Genomic DNA, 14,734 nt, shown 5'->3' with positions numbered 1-14,734 from the left:
CGGTGACGTCCTTCCCGCCTGGAGACGGAGATCCAACCCGGGAGGTTGGCCCCCGGTTGGGTACGTTCACGGGCGGGGGGATGCGCCGATGGGACCCTCCGCCAGCGCCAGCAGCTCTATGTCCCGGAGCAGGTTTTCCAGGCCTTGTCCGCCTTCGGTGACCTTGTAGTACCCGCGAAGCTGTCCCTGGGCGTCCACGAGGACGAAGTGCTCTCCATGGAAGACGCTGAAGAAGTCGTCGTCCCTCGCGTCGGCGTCGCGACCCATCATCACCCGGAAGCCCTTCAGCACGGTCGTCTCCACCTCATCCAGTGGGCCCGTCAACAGCGTCCAGTTGGACGTGTCGAGGTGATGGTCACGCGCATACGCGGTCAGTCGCTCGGGCGTGTCGTGGCGGGGATCCACGCTGAACGAAGCGAAGTGCAGGGCCAGGCCCCGCTCCCTGGCCGTCCGCTGTACCCGCAGCATCTTCTCCGTCAACAGCGGGCACACGGTAGGGCAGCGGGTGAAGAAGAAATCCGCGACGTAGAGGTGTCCCCGCATCTGGGCGTCGGAGAAGGGCCGTCCCGTCTGGTCGGTCAGCGCGAAGCGCGGGAGCGGTCCATACACCGGGAGCTTCTCGGCGGCGATGCGCGCACGTTCTTGCTGGAGCCGGGGCCACGCGGCGAACAGCAGCGCGAAGGCCAGCAGGCCGCCCGCGAGCGCGAACCAGGGCAGCCGCCTGCGCGCCACCGTGAAGGAAATGGACGAAGACTTCATTGGAACCTTGTGGGTGAGGGCTCGGGGTTCAGGGCCTGTCCGAAGGCGGCGCTCGCCCGAGCGGTGGCGTTTCTTTCAGCGTGTGGGTGAGCACGGAAAAGGGACCGCAGGTGTTCAGACAGTGCGCGTCCTCCACGAGCCGTTCGGAGGTCCGAGGGGCCCGCAGCAGGTCGTAGGCTCCGCGCACCTGTCCTCGTTGATCCACCAGCAGCAGGGGGCTCGAGGAAGGAGCGGGAGTCGTCGGAGCATCCGTTGGGGCGAGGATGCCCAGCCCGCGCGCTGTCGCCTCCAACCGGGCGCCATCCCAGACCCGTCGCCAGCCCGGTGGCAGGGGGCCGGGTTCGTCCGAGGGCAGGAGGCGAGACATCGCGATGACGACCTGAACAGACACGCCTTCGGCGTCCAGTTGCTGCTGGATGCTTCGCAGGGATTGGAGGGTGCGCGCATCCGGCTCCGACGCGAACTGGAGCAGCGTGAGCTGGCCCTGGATCTGGCCGGTCTCCAGGGCGCGTCCCCGGTCGTCGCGAAGCGTGAAGGAGGGCAGCGGGCCATACACGGGCGGCGGTACGAGCACCTCGCCCACGGTGTCGTCGTGGCCCGTTCCCGACCAGGCGAAGTCCAGCACCATCACGAGCGCCGCGCATGCCAGCGCGAACAGGGTCAATCCCATCACTCCCAGCAGCGCGAGCAGCCACGACCGCCCGGCATGCGGCTCGGAGCGTGGGGAGGGGGAGGGCATGGCGGCGCACCCTGTCGCATCCGGTGGCCCCATGCGATGCGACACCTTGTCGCAGCGCTCCCGCGACAACGTGTCGCGCTCCGTGCCCGGACACTTCCGCTACAGGGGAGGCGGGGCCGAAGGGCCTCCAGGAGAGGAAGCCATGAAGGCGCTGGTGATGTGGTTGCATTTGCTGGGCGCGGCACCCCTGGCCGTGCCGGATGCCGGGAGCGATGCGGGAGTGGTGCGCGCGGAGACCGCCGTGGGGTCGGCGGTCAGTGCTTCGGGGCGCCTGCGCGTGGAGGTCCGCTCCGCGGCCGTGCCCCTCCGAAGAGGTGTCCAGGTGTTGCGGGTTCAGGTCACCGACGCCGCGTCGGGAAAGCCGGTGCCCGACGTCGTGCTGGCCGTCCAGCCCTGGATGCCTTCCATGGGCCATGGGATCGAGGAAGTCCCTCGCGTCATCGCTCGCGAGCCTGGGACCTTTGACGTGACGGAGTTGGACCTCTTCATGCCCGGCGTCTGGGAGCTGCGCTTCACCCTGAAGGGAGCGGTGGAGGACACGGCGGCGGTCACCCTCAAGCTGGGAAGGTAGACGCGTGTCGAAACGCCGCGTTGACGCGCCGGGGGCTTGCCGCTACGCAAGAGGCTCCAGCCACCTGACGCTTCCGATGGCGGTCCGTTCACGAGGGACCGTAGGGCGTCTCCAGAAGGTGCGCACGGCCCGCCCTGATGGAGCCCCATGGCCGCGTCGTGCTGGAGGCAGCGATGCTTGCACTGCTGGGAGCAGGTCTGGTGGGAGTCGTGTTGGGGATGCGCCATGCGCTGGAGCCCGACCATCTGGCGGCGGTCTCCACCTTGTCCATGGAGCGCAGCCGACCTGTTCGGGAAAGCCTGTGGTTGGGCGCGGCCTGGGGCTTGGGACACAGCCTGGCGCTGTTCGTCGTGGGGGGCGTGCTCGCCGCGCTGCGCACTCAGATGCCAGAGCGCGTTGGCAGTGCGTTGGAGCTGGCCGTGGCCGTGATGGTCGTCGGGCTGGGAGTCCGCGCGCTGAGCGTCGCCTTTCGAGAAGGCTCCCAGGGACCCAGGACCCTGCACCAGCACGGTGCCCAGGTGCATACCCACGCCGGTTCCGCTGACCACGTCCACGTGTCGCGGTGGCCCGTGGCGCTGCGCCCCCTGGTCGTGGGCCTCGTGCACGGCCTGGCTGGCAGTGGCGCGCTGACAGCGCTCGTGATGGCGGAGCTGCCGTCCCTGAACGCGCAGCTCCTCTACATCGCTACGTTCGGCCTGGGGTCCGTCCTGGGAATGGCGGCCCTGACGGGGCTGGCTGGCCTGTCCCTGCGCCGCATGGCCCAGCGCACGCCGACGCGGGTGGCCCTGCTGGGAGCCGCTGGGGCGCTGTCGGTCGTCATCGGACTCTGGTGGGGCTGGGACGCGGCGAGCAGCACCTTCCCTCTGTCCTGAGCGCGGTGGGGCTCGCCTGTCCGGCAGGCGTGCCCCTCGCCTGTTGCCAACATTTCGACATGCGAATATGTTCATGTCGTCATGCCAGCCAGCCCTTCTCTTGATGTGGGTCCGCTGACCCGCGTCCTCAAGGCCCTTGGCGACGAGACGCGCCTGCGCATCGTCGCCCTGCTCTCGCACTCGGAGTTGTGCGTCTGCCATCTGGAGAGCGCGCTCTCCCTTCCTCAGTCCAACACCTCCCGGCACCTCTCCGTCCTCAAGGCCGCCGGGCTCGTCGAGGCGCGTCGCGAGGGCAGTTGGGTCTACTACCGGTTGGCGCCGCAGTCGGACGCACTGTGCGCTTCCCAGGTGCAGGCCCTCGTCTCGGCCTTTGCTACGCGCGCGGCGCTCCAGCGCGAAGTGGCGCGTGTCCTGAAGTCCTGCGGCCCTGACGCCTGCAAGTAGCGCCTCCCTGTTTCCCGGGTTGCTCCCACCCATGTCCTCGCTGATCGCCTCCGAAGGCATCGTCAAGAAGCTCTCCCTCATCGACCGTTTCCTGCCGGTGTGGATCTTCGCCGCCATGGGCCTGGGCATTGGCCTGGGGCGCCTCTTTCCTGACCTGGGCAGTCGACTGGACACGGTGAAGCTGGACACCGTTTCGCTGCCCATCGCGCTGGGCCTCCTGTGGATGATGTATCCGGTGCTCGCGAAGGTCCGTTACGGCGAGCTGGGGGGTCTGCGCGCGCGAGGGAAGCTCTTCACCACGTCCCTGTTCCTCAACTGGGTGGTGGGGCCCCTGCTGATGTTCGCGCTGGCGTGGCTCTTCCTGCCGGACCTGCCGCACTACCGCAATGGCCTGGTGCTCATCGGGCTTGCTCGCTGCATCGCCATGGTCCTCATCTGGAACATGCTGGCCTGCGGCAGCAACGAGGTCGCCGCCGTGCTCGTGGCGCTCAACTCCGTCTTCCAGATCCTCTTCTATTCGGTGCTCGGCTGGCTCTTCCTCACCCTCATTCCGGGCTGGCTTGGAGCGGATGTCGCGGCGTTCGACGTGTCCATGTGGAGCATCGCCAAGAGCGTGCTCATCTTCCTGGGCGTGCCGTTGGTGGCGGGCGCGCTGACACGCGTGGGCCTGACCCGCCTCAAGGGGGAGGCCTGGTACGAGCAGCGCTTCTTGCCCCGACTGGGCCCCACGGCGTTGCTGGGCCTGCTCTACACCATCGTGCTCATGTTCGCGATGCAGGGGGAGAAGCTGACGCGCCTGCCGCTGGACGTGGTGCGGATCAGCATCCCGCTGCTGATCTACTTCGTCGTCATGTTCGCCGGTGCCTTCTTCCTCTCGCGAAAGCTGGGCTTCAGCTACGAGGAGACCGCGTCGCTCTCCTTCACGGCGGCAGGCAACAACTTCGAGCTGGCCATCGCCGTCGCCGTGGGGGTCTTCGGCATGTCCTCTGGAGAAGCGCTGGCCGGTGTGGTGGGCCCGCTCATCGAGGTGCCCGCCCTCATCTCGCTCGTCTACCTCTCGCTGTGGCTGAGGCCCCGATGAAGAAGGTCATCTTCGCGTGTGTGCACAACGCCGGCCGCTCCCAGATGGCGGCGGCGTTCTTCAACGCCCTGGCCGACCCAGCGCGGGCGCGAGCCGTGTCCGCTGGCACGCAGCCGGGCGCCTGTGTCCATCCCGAGGTCCAGGCCGTCATGGCCGAAGTGGGCATCGACCTCTCTGGGGCGAGGCCGCAGCACCTCACGGATGAACTCGCCCAGGGAGCCCAGTGGCTCATCACCATGGGGTGCGGTGATGCGTGCCCCTTCGTGCCTGGGCTGAAGCGGGGCGACTGGCCCCTGGAGGACCCCAAGGGCAAGCCGGTGGAGCGCGTGCGCGAGATCCGCGAGGAGGTGCGGACTCGCGTGGAGCAGCTGCTGTCTCAAGAGGGGTGGGCGCGGTCGCGGGAGGGGCTTCACGAGCCGTGAGGTGACGCCGCGCCCAGGAAGCCGCTCCACGATGGGCATCGGCTTGTCGGGCGCCCATCGTCGACCGCGTACGCCTCCGGGGCGCCTCGCGGACCCACCGGCTCAGGAGATGGTGAAGCGGTAGAGCTGGAAGCCACCCGACGAGGCCATCTCGAAGTCGCGCACGTTGCGAGGGGCCCCGGTCTCGCTGCGCTGGGCGAGCTTGAAGTCGCCGGTCCCGTTGCTGGCCTGGAAGCGGAACTCATACGCGCCCGGCTCGGTGGGCAGCATGAGCGCGGACATCTTGGTCACGGTGAGGTTGACGAAGCCCGGCAGGGGCTCGCCGTCCGCGCGGCGCACGGAGCCGATGGCGCGCAGGAAGGGCGAGCCTCCGGTGAGGATGAGGTACTGGGGATCGGCGGTGCGCGCGGGCTTCGCCGGTCCAGGTGAAGCAGGGGCCTCTGCCTCACGGGGCTCTTCGGAGGGGGTTCGCGCCGCGCCCTTGCCGGCACGCTTCGCCTTCGCGGGGGTGGAGGGAGTCTCGCTGCTCGCGGCGGCAGGGGACGGCGCTTCGGACTCAGCGGGAGCGGACGGAGCAGTCATGCTCTCGGCGGCCTCGGATGCGGAGACCTCCGGCGCGGTCTTCTTCTTCGCGGCGCGACCTGACAGCTTGCGCGCAGGGGCCTCGGTCGCTTCCGCGGGAGCCGCCTCCGCCGCGGGAGGGGTTCCCTCGATGGTGCTCGTGGGCGAGGTCACTTCCACGTGAGACACGGCCGCCGCTGCTTCCGCGCTGTTCGACGACAGCCGCTCGGTCGCGGGCTCATGAGGCGTGGTCACTTCGGATGCGCTCTTCCGCTTGGAGGCGCCCTTCGGCGTCTTCGTCCCGTGCTTCAAAGCGCTGTCACCGGGACCCGTCTTCGACTCAGGAGCCTCCGGGCCCTGCGCGGACTTCGGGGCCCGCGTGGAAGCCTTCGCGGCGGATGCCTTCGAGGGCTGCGGGGGCGCCTTCGAAACTCGCGCGGCGGGCTTTGCCTTCGAGGGAGCCGCCTTCGCCGCGACCTTCTTCGCGACAGGGGTCTTCGCGGGCTTGCCCTTCGACACCGCCACCTTCTTCGAGGGCGCGGTCTTCAGCGCCCTTGCCGGCGACTTCGGCCTGGCGGCCACGGGCTTCTTCACCGTGGCGGGGGCCTTGCCTCGGGCGGGCTGTTTCCCTGGCTTCGTGGCGGCCTTGCTGGCGGCGCCGCGGGACTTGGACGGAGCAGGGGAGGCGGAGGGTCGGGTCGGACGGCGCTGGGCCATGAAGTCATCCTCGAAAGGCCCGAACGGTCGGCGCCGTCGGCCTCTGTTCCTGGATGGCTAGTGCACCCATCGCCGCGCCGCAAGGCGCACGTGCGCCTTGCACTCGCTTCCTGTCTCCCGCTGGCCGCCGGACCGGAGGGCGGACCTGGGTCCGCGTCCCGGCCACCGACCCACCGGGAGCGGGCCGGCGGGTGTCACGACAGCACGAACCGGTCGTCGGGCTTCAGCGGCGGGGGAAGCGGCTCGCCCGCCAGCTCCAGCACCGCGCGCTCGATGGTGCGCGTCAGCGCGTCGAGCGGCAAGTCGTTGGGCTCGGTCCCGAACGGGTCCTCCAGCTCCGACGTCACCATGTCGAGCGCGATGAACGTATAGGAAGTGAAGGTGGAGACGAGCGGCGTGGCCCAGCCCAGGCTGCCGGCCAACGCGAAGGGCAGCATCAGGCTGTAGATGTAGACCGTCCGGTGCAGCATGACGCTGTACGCGTAGGGAATCGGCGTCGTGGCGATGCGCTCGCAGCCGCCCAGCACCTCCGCCATCCGGTGCAGGTTTTCATCGAGCGAGGCCACCAGGATGTCGCTCAATCGGCCCTGGCGGCGCTGCTCGGACAGCCATGCGCCCAGCTCCAGCAACACCCGGGCTGGCCGGTGCTCCGCGCGGACCACCTGCTCGCGCACGCCCGGGGGCAGTGTGGCCACGTCGACCCGGGTCTCCCGGAGCTGGTGGTTCAGCGTCACCGCGAGCGCGCGGAGCCGGTCGCAGACGCCGCGACGCTCCTCCGGGGTGAGCGCGGGCACGGGCAGGGTGAACGCCTGTCGGGCAAAGGAGCGCGTGACGATGATCAGCGACCCCCACAGCTTGCGGCCCTCCCAGAAGCGGTCGTACGCCGTGCTGTTGCGGAACCCCAGGAAGATGGCCAGCGCCACGCCCAGCATTCCCAGGGGGCCGGCTTCCAGGTGGAAGGGCAGGGGCCGCAGCGCCACCACGCCACAAGCCAGCCCGAGGAAGAACAGCAGCCGCATCAGGATGCGGGACACCACCGAGCCGCGCCAGACGAACAGCATGCGGAGCCAGTGCAGCCGCGGACGGACGATCATGCCGCCCCTCTAGCACTTCCCCTCCATCTCCTTGGGCAATCGAGTGGACCGGTGGGGCTCCTGGGAGGCCGGACGCCGCCCACCTCGCAGGTGGGGAACAGGGATTCGTCCAGGACGTTTGACCCGTTTTCCTGGTTCCGGTCCTCCCTGTCTCCCGCACCCGGTGCGCGGTGGGCGCTCGCTGCGTCGGCCCGCCTCGCACCCCTTCCCGGGAGGCTTCACCCCATGCATCCCCCTCGTCTCTCTTCACGCGCGGCCCGCTCCGCGCGGATGGCCACCGCCGCGCTCCTGTTGTTGCTCCCCGCCCTGGCCGTCGCGGCGGACCGGGGCGCCTGGGCCCCAGGCGTCGCGTATGTCGTGGGCGACATCGCGTCGTATGGCGGCAAGGGCTACGACTGCCGGCAGTCCCACACCTCGCTGGTGGGCTGGGAGCCTCCCAATGTGCTCGCGCTGTGGCTGGAGCGCACCGGCAACCCGCCCGCGGACACCCAGGCCCCCACCGCGCCCACCGGCCTCGCGTCCCCCTCCAAGACGTATGACAGCGTGTCGCTGACGTGGAGCGCGTCCACCGACAACGTGGGCGTCACCGGCTACGAGGTCTTCGTCAATGGCGCCACCACGGCGGCCGTCACCTCCACCACGCTCAGCGCCACCGTGTCTGGCTTGTCCGCCGACACGACGTACACCTTCACCGTGAAGGCGCGCGATGCCGCGGGCAACCGCTCCGCGGCGAGCGCGGCGTTCAGCACCACCACGCCCCCGCGCCCGGCGCCCGACACCCAGGCCCCCACCGCGCCTGGCTCCCTGCGCTCCACCGGCGTGACGGCCTCCAGCGTCTCCCTGGCCTTCAACGCGTCCACGGACAACGTGGGCGTCACCGGCTACGAAATCTTCGTCAATGGCGCCACCACGGCGGCGGTCACCTCCACCACGACCAGCGCCACCGTGACGGGGCTCTCCGCGAACACGACGTACACCTTCACCGCGAAGGCGCGTGACGCCGCGGGCAACCGCTCCGCCGCCAGCAACAGCCTCGCCGTGACGACGGGCAACTCCACCCCCTCGGGCAGCAAGGTGCTGGTCGGCTACTGGCACAACTTCGACAACGGCTCCACCAACATCCGGCTGCGCGACATCTCCTCCAAGTTCAATGTCATCCAGGTCGCCTTCGCGGAGCCGGTGGCGGGCGCGCCGTCGGGCACCATGGGCTTCACGCCGTACAACGCCACCGTGGCGGAGTTCAAGGCAGACATCGCCACGCTCAAGGCGCAGGGCCGCAAGGTGCTCATCTCCCTGGGCGGCGCGAATGGCACCATCCACCTGGACGACGCGGCGGCGAGGCAGGCCTTCGTCACCAGCATGCAGGGGCTCGTCAACACGTATGGCTTTGACGGCCTGGACCTGGACCTGGAGGGCAGCTCGCTGGCGCTCAACGGCGGGGACACCGACTTCCGCAACCCCACCACGCCGCGCATCCAGAACCTCATCGCGGGCACCCGGCAGTTGCTCAACGACAACGGCGCGGGCTTCCTGCTCACCATGGCCCCGGAGACCGCCTACGTGCAGGGCGGCTTCGCGGCCTACGGCGGCCCGTGGGGCGCCTACCTCCCCGTCATCCACGCGCTGCGCGACCGGCTGACGTACCTGCACGTGCAGCACTACAACACCGGCACCGTGACGGCGCTGGACGGCCGCGCCTACGCGCAGGCCACGCCGGACTTCCACGTGGCCATGGCGGAGATGCTGCTCCAGGGCTTCCCCGTGGGCGGCAACGCGAGCGCGGTCTTCCCGGCGCTCCAGCCGGAGCAGGTCGTCATCGGCCTGCCGTCCTCGCCGCAGGCCGCGGGCGGCGGCTACACGACGCCCGCCAACGTGCAGAAGGCGCTGGACTACCTGATGAAGGGCCAGTCCTTCGGCGGCGCCTACGTGCTGCGCAAGGCCGGCGGCTACCCGGGCTTCAAGGGGCTGATGACCTGGTCCATTAACTGGGATCAGTTCACGAACTTCGAGTTCTCCAACAGCCACCGCGCCTACCTGGACACCTACCGGTAGGGACGCGGCCGTCGCTGTCCACGGGCTTCATGCCGGTGGACAGCGGTGGGTAGGGCTACTCCCGCGCGTCGTTGAACCCCGCCGGGCAGCTGAAGGACGCCGGCACCGACCAGAGCTGTTCCCGGTCGGTGTCATCCAGCGCGCGGAAGTAGACGCGGCTGCCCAGGCGGGTGAAGCCGTCTGGCGCGATGGCTGGCGTTCCCGGCCCGGTGGTCGCGAACCGCCCGGTCGTCGCCACGGTGCCCCGCGTGAACCAGGGTTGCAGGCCGCTGCCCGTGGCCGAGCCGCTGAAGAGGACCACGCCCTCTCCCGTGGCGAACACGGGCGAGGCGTATTCGTCGTTCCGGGACAGCGTCTGGAAGAGCTTGCGCGTGCCCGCGGACGTGCCGTCCGTGGCCCACAGCTCCACGGCCGCCGGGGCGGGGCCGTCAACGAACTGGGCGACGGAGAAGTACAGGCTCCCCGCAGACAGGGTGCTCCGCTGCACGAAGGGATAGGCGTTCGCGTTGTATCGGGGCAGGGTGGCCACGGACGCCTTGCCGCCGCCCGCCAGCAGGAGGCTCTGGATGCGCAGCTGCTGCGTGTCCAGGTCCACGGACGAGAGGTAGACCTTGGACCCCAGCACGCCCAGGATGTGGACGGCCCGGCCGAACGTCTCCAGCTTCACCGTCCCCCCGCCCGTGCCATCTGTCTTCCAGACCTGGGAGTTGGGCCCGTCCTCCACGATGAACAGGCCCAGGCTGCCCGCCTGCGCCACCTGCACGATGTTCAGCCGCCGCGAGCTCAGGCCCGCGACGGCCTGGGTCCCCGCCAGCGTGCCGTCGGTGCGCCACAGCCGGGTGCCCGAGTCTTCGTTCCGGAAGAAGAGCAGCGCGCCTCCGACCTGCAGGGTCGCCTGGGAATAGAGTCCGTTGACGCCGCCGAGGACGCTGATCCGCTGCGTCCCCACGGCCGTCCCGTCCGAGCGCCACAGCTCGGCGTCCTCGGTGCCGGAGCGCGCCCGGAAGAAGACCAGCCGGCCATTGACCGCGGTCGCGCTCAGCAACGTGGAGCCCTCCGGCCCTGACGTGATGTCCCGGACGAGCTTCGTGCCCAGGGACGTCCCGTCGCTGACCCACAGCTCCGTCCCCGTGATGGCCACGGACATCTGGAAGAAGAGCCGGTTGCCCACCGCCACCGGTGACTCCACGCCGGAGTACCCCACGGGGAAGCCCCGGACGGGGACGGTGCCCGCCGCCGTGCCGTTGCTGCGCCACAGGATGGAGCCCTCGGAGGAGGGGCCGTTGGTGGCGAAGTAGAGGGTCCCCTGGACGTCGGTCAGCCCCTGCAGCCGCGTGGCGGTGCTGGCGAGCGGAGGAATGACCACCTTCACCCGCGACGCCACCCCGGACGGGCACGCCTGGGCCTCCACCTGGCGCGCTTGCTCCTCCTCCGGCATGCCACCGCAGCCCACCAATGCCAGCCACGCCACGGCGCCCCAGTTCTTCACTCCCATGAACGGCTCCTTCCGGCCCAAGTGTCCGGAAGGGTGGGGGGCAGGGCAGTGCCTTCCAACAAGCACTGGAAGGAGGGGGGAGTGTCTTCAGGCCCTCCCTCCTTCGGAGGCTCAGGTCTTCTTCAGCTTCTCCCCCACCGCGGAGAGGAGCTGGTCGAAGGACTCCTCGAACAGGCGGATGCCATCCGTGGTCAGCGTGTCGGTGAGCTTCCGCATGGAGATGCCGCCCGCCTCCAACTGGCGCAGGGTGGCCTCCGCGGCCGGGAGGTCCTCCTCCAGGCTCGCGCGCACCTTGCCGTGGTCGCGGAACGCGTCGATGGTCGCGGGCGGCATGGTGTTCACCGTGTCGCGGCCGATGAGCTCCTCCACGTAGAGCACGTCCCTCAGCTTCGGGCTCTTGGTGCTGGTGCTCGCCCAGAGCACGCGCTGCACCCTGGCGCCCTTCGCCGCGAGCGCCTTCCAGCGCGCGCCGCCGAAGATCTCCTTGTAGATGCGGTAGGCGAGCTTCGCGTTGGCGATGGCCACCTTGCCGCTCAGCCCCTCCAGCGCCTTCTGCTGTTCGGGCGTGGCGCCGGCCTTCAGCTTCTTTTCGATCTCCTTGTCCGCCAGGGTGTCGATGCGGCTGACGAAGAACGACGCCACGCTGGCGACGCGGCTCACGTCCCCTCCGGACGCGGCCAGCTTCTCCAGGCCGCTCACGTAGGCCTCGGCGATCTGCCGGTAGCGCTCCTGGCTGAAGAGCAGCGTCACGTTGATGTTGATGCCCTCGGAGGTGAGCTGCTCGAAGGCCGGAACGCCGGCCTCCGTGCCCGGGACCTTGACCATCACGTTGGGCCGCGCGAGCGTCTTCCACAGCCGCCGCGCCTCCTCCAGGGTGGCCTTCGTGTCGAGCGCCAGCCGGGGGGACACCTCCAGCGACGCGAAGCCGTCCTGGCCCTTCGTCGCGTCGTAGACGGTGCGCAGGATGTCCGCCGCGCCCTGCACGTCGCGCACCGCCAGCTGCTCGTAGAGGTCGTTGCCGGACAGACCCTGGCCCTTCGCCGCGTCGAAGAGGTCCTGATAGTCGTCGCTGCCCGACACCGCCTTCTGGAAGATGGTCGGGTTGGAGGTGAGCCCCTTGAGGCCGTCCTCGTCGATGAACTTCTTCAGCGTGCCCTTCGTGATGTAGCTGCGCTGGAGGTTGTCCACCCAGACGGATTGGCCAAACTCGGCGAGCTGTCGAAGCGGATTCATGGGTTCTCCCGTCGGGGGCGCAGGGCGCCCGGATGGCGTTCCTTCAAGATGACCACGTGCCGCCCCCCGAGCCCGGCCGGGCAGGCAGGCACTCGCGGATTCTGCCTGGACGCGAGGCCAGCGGGGGCGACCGCTTCTCGCGGGCCGCGTCAGTCAACACAGTACCGGGGGGCACCCCTGTCCCCCTGAACTCCGGGAGCGAAACGATGGCGGACACCTTGGCGGACCTCGCGGCGCAGCTGCGCATCGACAGCATCCGCTGCACCACGGCGGCGGGCTCGGGCCACCCCAGCTCATCCATGTCCGCGGCGGACATCATGGCCGTGCTGTTCCAGAAGTACCTGCGCTTCGACTTCCAGCAGCCGCGCGCGCCCAACAACGACCGCTTCGTGCTCTCCAAGGGCCATGCCTGCCCGGTCCTCTACTCCGCCTTCAAGGCGGCGGGCGCCATCGACGACCGGGAGCTGCTCACCCTGCGCAAGTTCGGCAGCCGGCTGGAGGGGCACCCGAACCCCCACGTGCTGCCGTACGTGGACGTGGCCACGGGGTCGCTCGGCCAGGGGCTCGCCGTCGGCGTGGGCATGGCGCTCACCGCGCGCATGGACGGGCTGCCCTTCCGCACCTACGTGCTGATGGGGGACAGCGAGACGGCGGAGGGCTCCGTGTGGGAGGCGTTCGACAAGGCCAGCCACTACCAGCTCGACAACCTCTGCGCGATCATCGACGTGAACCGGCTGGGCCAGAGCCGCGCGACGGAGCTGGGCTGGAACGTGGAGGCCTATGTGGCCCGCGCCCGCGCGTTCGGGTGGCATGCCATCGCGCTGGATGGGCACGACCTGGGCGCCATCGACCGCGCCTTCGCCGAAGCCCAGGGCAAGAAGGGGCAGCCCACCTGCCTCATCTGCAAGACGGAGAAGGGCCACGGCTACTCGCTCATCGCCAACAAGGAAGGCTGGCACGGCAAGCCGCTGCCGGAGGACAAGGCGAAGGACGCCATCCGCGAGCTGGGCGGCGAGCGGAACGTCCGCATCCAGGTGAAGAAGCCGGAGGCGGTGAAGCCCTCCGGCCTGGACGTGGCCGCGCCGCTGAAGCTGCCCACGTACGAGGTCGGCCAGAAGGAGGCCACGCGCAAGGCGTATGGCGACGCGCTCCTGGCGCTGGGCAACGCCCGGCCGGACGTGGTGGCGCTGGACGCGGAGGTGTCCAACTCCACGTACTCGGACGAGTTCCACAAGGCGCACCCGAAGCGCTACTTCGAGATGTTCATCGCGGAGCAGAACATGGTGTCCAGCGCGGTGGGCATGGCGGTGCTGGGCAAGAAGGTCTTCGTCAGCACCTTCGCGGCCTTCCTGTCGCGCGCGTATGACCAGGTGCGCATGGCGGCCATCTCCAACGCGACGGTGCACCTGTGTGGCAGCCACGCGGGCGTCTCCATTGGCGAGGACGGGCCGTCGCAGATGGCGCTGGAGGACCTGGCGATGATGCGCGCGGTGGGCGGCAGCACGGTGCTCTACCCGAGCGACCCGAACCAGACCGCGAAGCTGCTGGCGCAGGTGCTGGAGCGCCCGGGCATCACCTACCTGCGCAGCACGCGTGAGAAGACGCCGGTGCTCTACCCCGCGACGGAGGCGTTCCCCCTTGGCGGCAGCAAGGTGCTGCGGCGCTCCGACAAGGACGTGGCGACGGTGGTGGCCGCCGGCATCACGCTGCACGAAGCGCTCAAGGCGTATGAGCTGCTGAAGCAGGAGGGCATCCCGGTGCGCGTCATCGACCTGTATTCGGTGAAGCCGGTGGACGCGAAGACGCTGCGCGAGGCCGCGCGCGAGACGCAGGGGAGGCTGGTCGTGGTCGAGGACCACTGGGCCGAGGGCGGGCTCGCGGACGCGGTGCTGGAGGCCTTCACGGGCGAGCGCGCGCTGCTGCCCACGGTGGTGCGCCTGGCGGTGACGAAGCTGCCGGGCTCCGGCAAGCCCGCGGAGCTGCTGAACGCCGCCGGCATCGACGCCGAGCACATCGTGGAGAGCGTCACGTCGCTGGTGGAGGACTCGCCCCTGCGTGGGGACGGGCGCGGCAAGCCGTCCGAGAACGCCTGGGGCCACACGAACGCCTGAGGCCCCGCGCCCCGGCCGTCAGTCCTGGGCTGGAGGCCGCGGCTCCAGCCGGCCCGCCGCTCGCCACGCCCCGAACGCCCGGGCGTAGGCGAGCGCGGTGCGCTGGTCCGCGTCCCGGAGGTCCGGGTTGGCGCCGCGCTGGAGCAGCAGCTCCACCACGTCCAGCTTGTCGAACATGGCCGCGAACATCAGGGGCGTGCGGCCGTCTCCGCCCGCGCCGTCCACCTTCGCGCCCGCGTCCAGCAGCACCGTGGCGATGGCCGCGCTGCCCTTGAACGCGGCGCCGGCCAGCGGCGTCTGCCCGGCGTCGTTGGTCTGCTCCGGGTTGGCCCCGCGCTTCAGCAGGAGGTGCGTCGCCTCCATGTGGCCGTGGTAGCTGGCCAGCATCAGGAGCGAGTCGCCGCGCTCGTTGCGCAGGCCCGCGGGCAGCCCGGCGTCGAGCATCACCGCCAGGTCCCGGGCCGCGCCCGCGCGGGCCAGCGCGAACGCGGTCCTCGCGAGGTCGACCACCGCGGCGTCGTCGGAATCCCCGTCCGAGGGACGAGGGGCATCGAGGGTCTTCATGACGGTGTGGGGGAGCATG

Annotated in this window: 14 protein-coding genes; 7 read left to right on the top strand and 7 right to left on the bottom strand. The window is 70.0% G+C overall.

Features of this window, described 5'->3' with window-relative positions; all coding sequences use genetic code 11:
• Positions 1-66 precede the first annotated feature (66 nt).
• Together FOF48_RS25270 and FOF48_RS25265 are read right to left on the bottom strand one after the other, a co-directional pair.
• Positions 67-759 (bottom strand): SCO family protein, encoded by a 693-nt coding sequence (locus tag FOF48_RS25270; RefSeq protein ID WP_143905418.1) that lies wholly within the window; start codon positions 757-759, stop codon positions 67-69.
• Positions 760-787: 28 nt separating this feature from the next.
• Entirely contained in the window at positions 788-1,498 is a 711-nt protein-coding gene (locus FOF48_RS25265) for a hypothetical protein (protein WP_143905416.1), read from the bottom strand.
• Between the two features lie 142 nt (positions 1,499-1,640).
• On the opposite strand from FOF48_RS25265, the gene FOF48_RS25260 reads away from it, so the two are divergent.
• From FOF48_RS25260 to FOF48_RS25240, 5 genes are all read left to right on the top strand, one after another.
• On the top strand, positions 1,641-2,069 hold the full coding sequence (locus FOF48_RS25260; RefSeq protein WP_143905414.1) for a FixH family protein: 429 nt from the start codon (positions 1,641-1,643) through the stop codon (positions 2,067-2,069).
• A 173-nt stretch (positions 2,070-2,242) separates the two neighbouring features.
• Positions 2,243-2,941: an urease accessory protein gene (locus FOF48_RS25255; RefSeq protein WP_161666050.1), complete on the top strand. Its 699-nt coding sequence runs from the start codon at positions 2,243-2,245 to the stop codon at positions 2,939-2,941.
• An 81-nt stretch (positions 2,942-3,022) separates the two neighbouring features.
• Positions 3,023-3,385 (top strand): helix-turn-helix transcriptional regulator, encoded by a 363-nt coding sequence (locus tag FOF48_RS25250; protein ID WP_143905410.1) that lies wholly within the window; start codon positions 3,023-3,025, stop codon positions 3,383-3,385.
• Between the two features lie 31 nt (positions 3,386-3,416).
• The gene (gene arsB / locus FOF48_RS25245; protein WP_143905408.1) at positions 3,417-4,466 is read left to right on the top strand and encodes an ACR3 family arsenite efflux transporter; all 1,050 of its coding nucleotides are present in this window, start codon (positions 3,417-3,419) and stop codon (positions 4,464-4,466) included.
• The gene (locus tag FOF48_RS25240) at positions 4,463-4,888 is read left to right on the top strand and encodes an arsenate reductase ArsC (protein ID WP_143905406.1); all 426 of its coding nucleotides are present in this window, start codon (positions 4,463-4,465) and stop codon (positions 4,886-4,888) included. Before arsB ends, FOF48_RS25240 begins: the two co-directional genes overlap by 4 nt.
• Positions 4,889-4,990: 102 nt before the next feature.
• On the opposite strand, the gene FOF48_RS25235 is transcribed toward FOF48_RS25240, so the two are convergent.
• A complete protein-coding gene (locus FOF48_RS25235; RefSeq protein ID WP_143905404.1) occupies positions 4,991-6,166 on the bottom strand; it encodes a hypothetical protein in 1,176 nt (391 codons plus the stop codon).
• Between the two features lie 194 nt (positions 6,167-6,360).
• The gene (locus FOF48_RS25230) at positions 6,361-7,260 is read right to left on the bottom strand and encodes a bestrophin family protein (protein ID WP_143905402.1); all 900 of its coding nucleotides are present in this window, start codon (positions 7,258-7,260) and stop codon (positions 6,361-6,363) included.
• Between the two features lie 225 nt (positions 7,261-7,485).
• On the opposite strand from FOF48_RS25230, the gene FOF48_RS25225 reads away from it, so the two are divergent.
• The gene (locus tag FOF48_RS25225) at positions 7,486-9,312 is read left to right on the top strand and encodes a glycosyl hydrolase family 18 protein (protein WP_143905400.1); all 1,827 of its coding nucleotides are present in this window, start codon (positions 7,486-7,488) and stop codon (positions 9,310-9,312) included.
• A 55-nt stretch (positions 9,313-9,367) separates the two neighbouring features.
• Here the strand turns inward: FOF48_RS25225 and FOF48_RS25220 are convergent, their stop codons facing one another.
• Positions 9,368-10,807 carry a hypothetical protein gene (locus FOF48_RS25220; RefSeq protein ID WP_143905398.1) on the bottom strand — a complete coding sequence of 480 codons (1,440 nt, stop codon included), beginning with the start codon at positions 10,805-10,807 and terminating at the stop codon, positions 9,368-9,370.
• 111 nt (positions 10,808-10,918) lie between these two features.
• On the bottom strand, positions 10,919-12,040 hold the full coding sequence (gene tal / locus FOF48_RS25215; protein WP_143905396.1) for a transaldolase: 1,122 nt from the start codon (positions 12,038-12,040) through the stop codon (positions 10,919-10,921).
• Positions 12,041-12,246: 206 nt separating this feature from the next.
• Between tal and FOF48_RS25210 the strand changes: the two genes are divergently transcribed.
• The gene (locus FOF48_RS25210; protein ID WP_143905394.1) at positions 12,247-14,151 is read left to right on the top strand and encodes a transketolase; all 1,905 of its coding nucleotides are present in this window, start codon (positions 12,247-12,249) and stop codon (positions 14,149-14,151) included.
• An 18-nt stretch (positions 14,152-14,169) separates the two neighbouring features.
• On the opposite strand, the gene FOF48_RS25205 is transcribed toward FOF48_RS25210, so the two are convergent.
• Positions 14,170-14,733, bottom strand: coding sequence for an ankyrin repeat domain-containing protein (locus FOF48_RS25205; RefSeq protein WP_255442631.1), 564 nt, complete (start codon positions 14,731-14,733; stop codon positions 14,170-14,172).
• Between the last annotated feature and the right edge of the window lies 1 nt (position 14,734).

The sequence above is a fragment of the Corallococcus sp. Z5C101001 genome, from assembly GCF_007352635.1.
GTDB classification, from domain to species: domain Bacteria; phylum Myxococcota; class Myxococcia; order Myxococcales; family Myxococcaceae; genus Corallococcus; species Corallococcus silvisoli.
The sequence above is the reverse complement of the archived record's forward strand: the minus strand, read 5'-3'. Positions and strand labels throughout refer to the sequence as shown.

Excerpts from the sequence above, each read along its gene's own strand:
- FOF48_RS25270 (WP_143905418.1), bottom strand. The coding sequence starts at position 759 with ATGAAGTCTTCGTCCATTTCCTTCACGGTGGCGCGCAGGCGGCTGCCC.
- FOF48_RS25265 (WP_143905416.1), bottom strand. The coding sequence starts at position 1,498 with ATGCCCTCCCCCTCCCCACGCTCCGAGCCGCATGCCGGGCGGTCGTGG.
- FOF48_RS25260 (WP_143905414.1), top strand. The coding sequence starts at position 1,641 with ATGAAGGCGCTGGTGATGTGGTTGCATTTGCTGGGCGCGGCACCCCTG.
- FOF48_RS25255 (WP_161666050.1), top strand. The coding sequence starts at position 2,243 with ATGCTTGCACTGCTGGGAGCAGGTCTGGTGGGAGTCGTGTTGGGGATG.
- FOF48_RS25250 (WP_143905410.1), top strand. The coding sequence starts at position 3,023 with ATGCCAGCCAGCCCTTCTCTTGATGTGGGTCCGCTGACCCGCGTCCTC.
- arsB (WP_143905408.1), top strand. The coding sequence starts at position 3,417 with ATGTCCTCGCTGATCGCCTCCGAAGGCATCGTCAAGAAGCTCTCCCTC.
- FOF48_RS25240 (WP_143905406.1), top strand. The coding sequence starts at position 4,463 with ATGAAGAAGGTCATCTTCGCGTGTGTGCACAACGCCGGCCGCTCCCAG.
- FOF48_RS25235 (WP_143905404.1), bottom strand. The coding sequence starts at position 6,166 with ATGGCCCAGCGCCGTCCGACCCGACCCTCCGCCTCCCCTGCTCCGTCC.
- FOF48_RS25230 (WP_143905402.1), bottom strand. The coding sequence starts at position 7,260 with ATGATCGTCCGTCCGCGGCTGCACTGGCTCCGCATGCTGTTCGTCTGG.
- FOF48_RS25225 (WP_143905400.1), top strand. The coding sequence starts at position 7,486 with ATGCATCCCCCTCGTCTCTCTTCACGCGCGGCCCGCTCCGCGCGGATG.
- FOF48_RS25220 (WP_143905398.1), bottom strand. The coding sequence starts at position 10,807 with ATGGGAGTGAAGAACTGGGGCGCCGTGGCGTGGCTGGCATTGGTGGGC.
- tal (WP_143905396.1), bottom strand. The coding sequence starts at position 12,040 with ATGAATCCGCTTCGACAGCTCGCCGAGTTTGGCCAATCCGTCTGGGTG.
- FOF48_RS25210 (WP_143905394.1), top strand. The coding sequence starts at position 12,247 with ATGGCGGACACCTTGGCGGACCTCGCGGCGCAGCTGCGCATCGACAGC.
- FOF48_RS25205 (WP_255442631.1), bottom strand. The coding sequence starts at position 14,733 with ATGCTCCCCCACACCGTCATGAAGACCCTCGATGCCCCTCGTCCCTCG.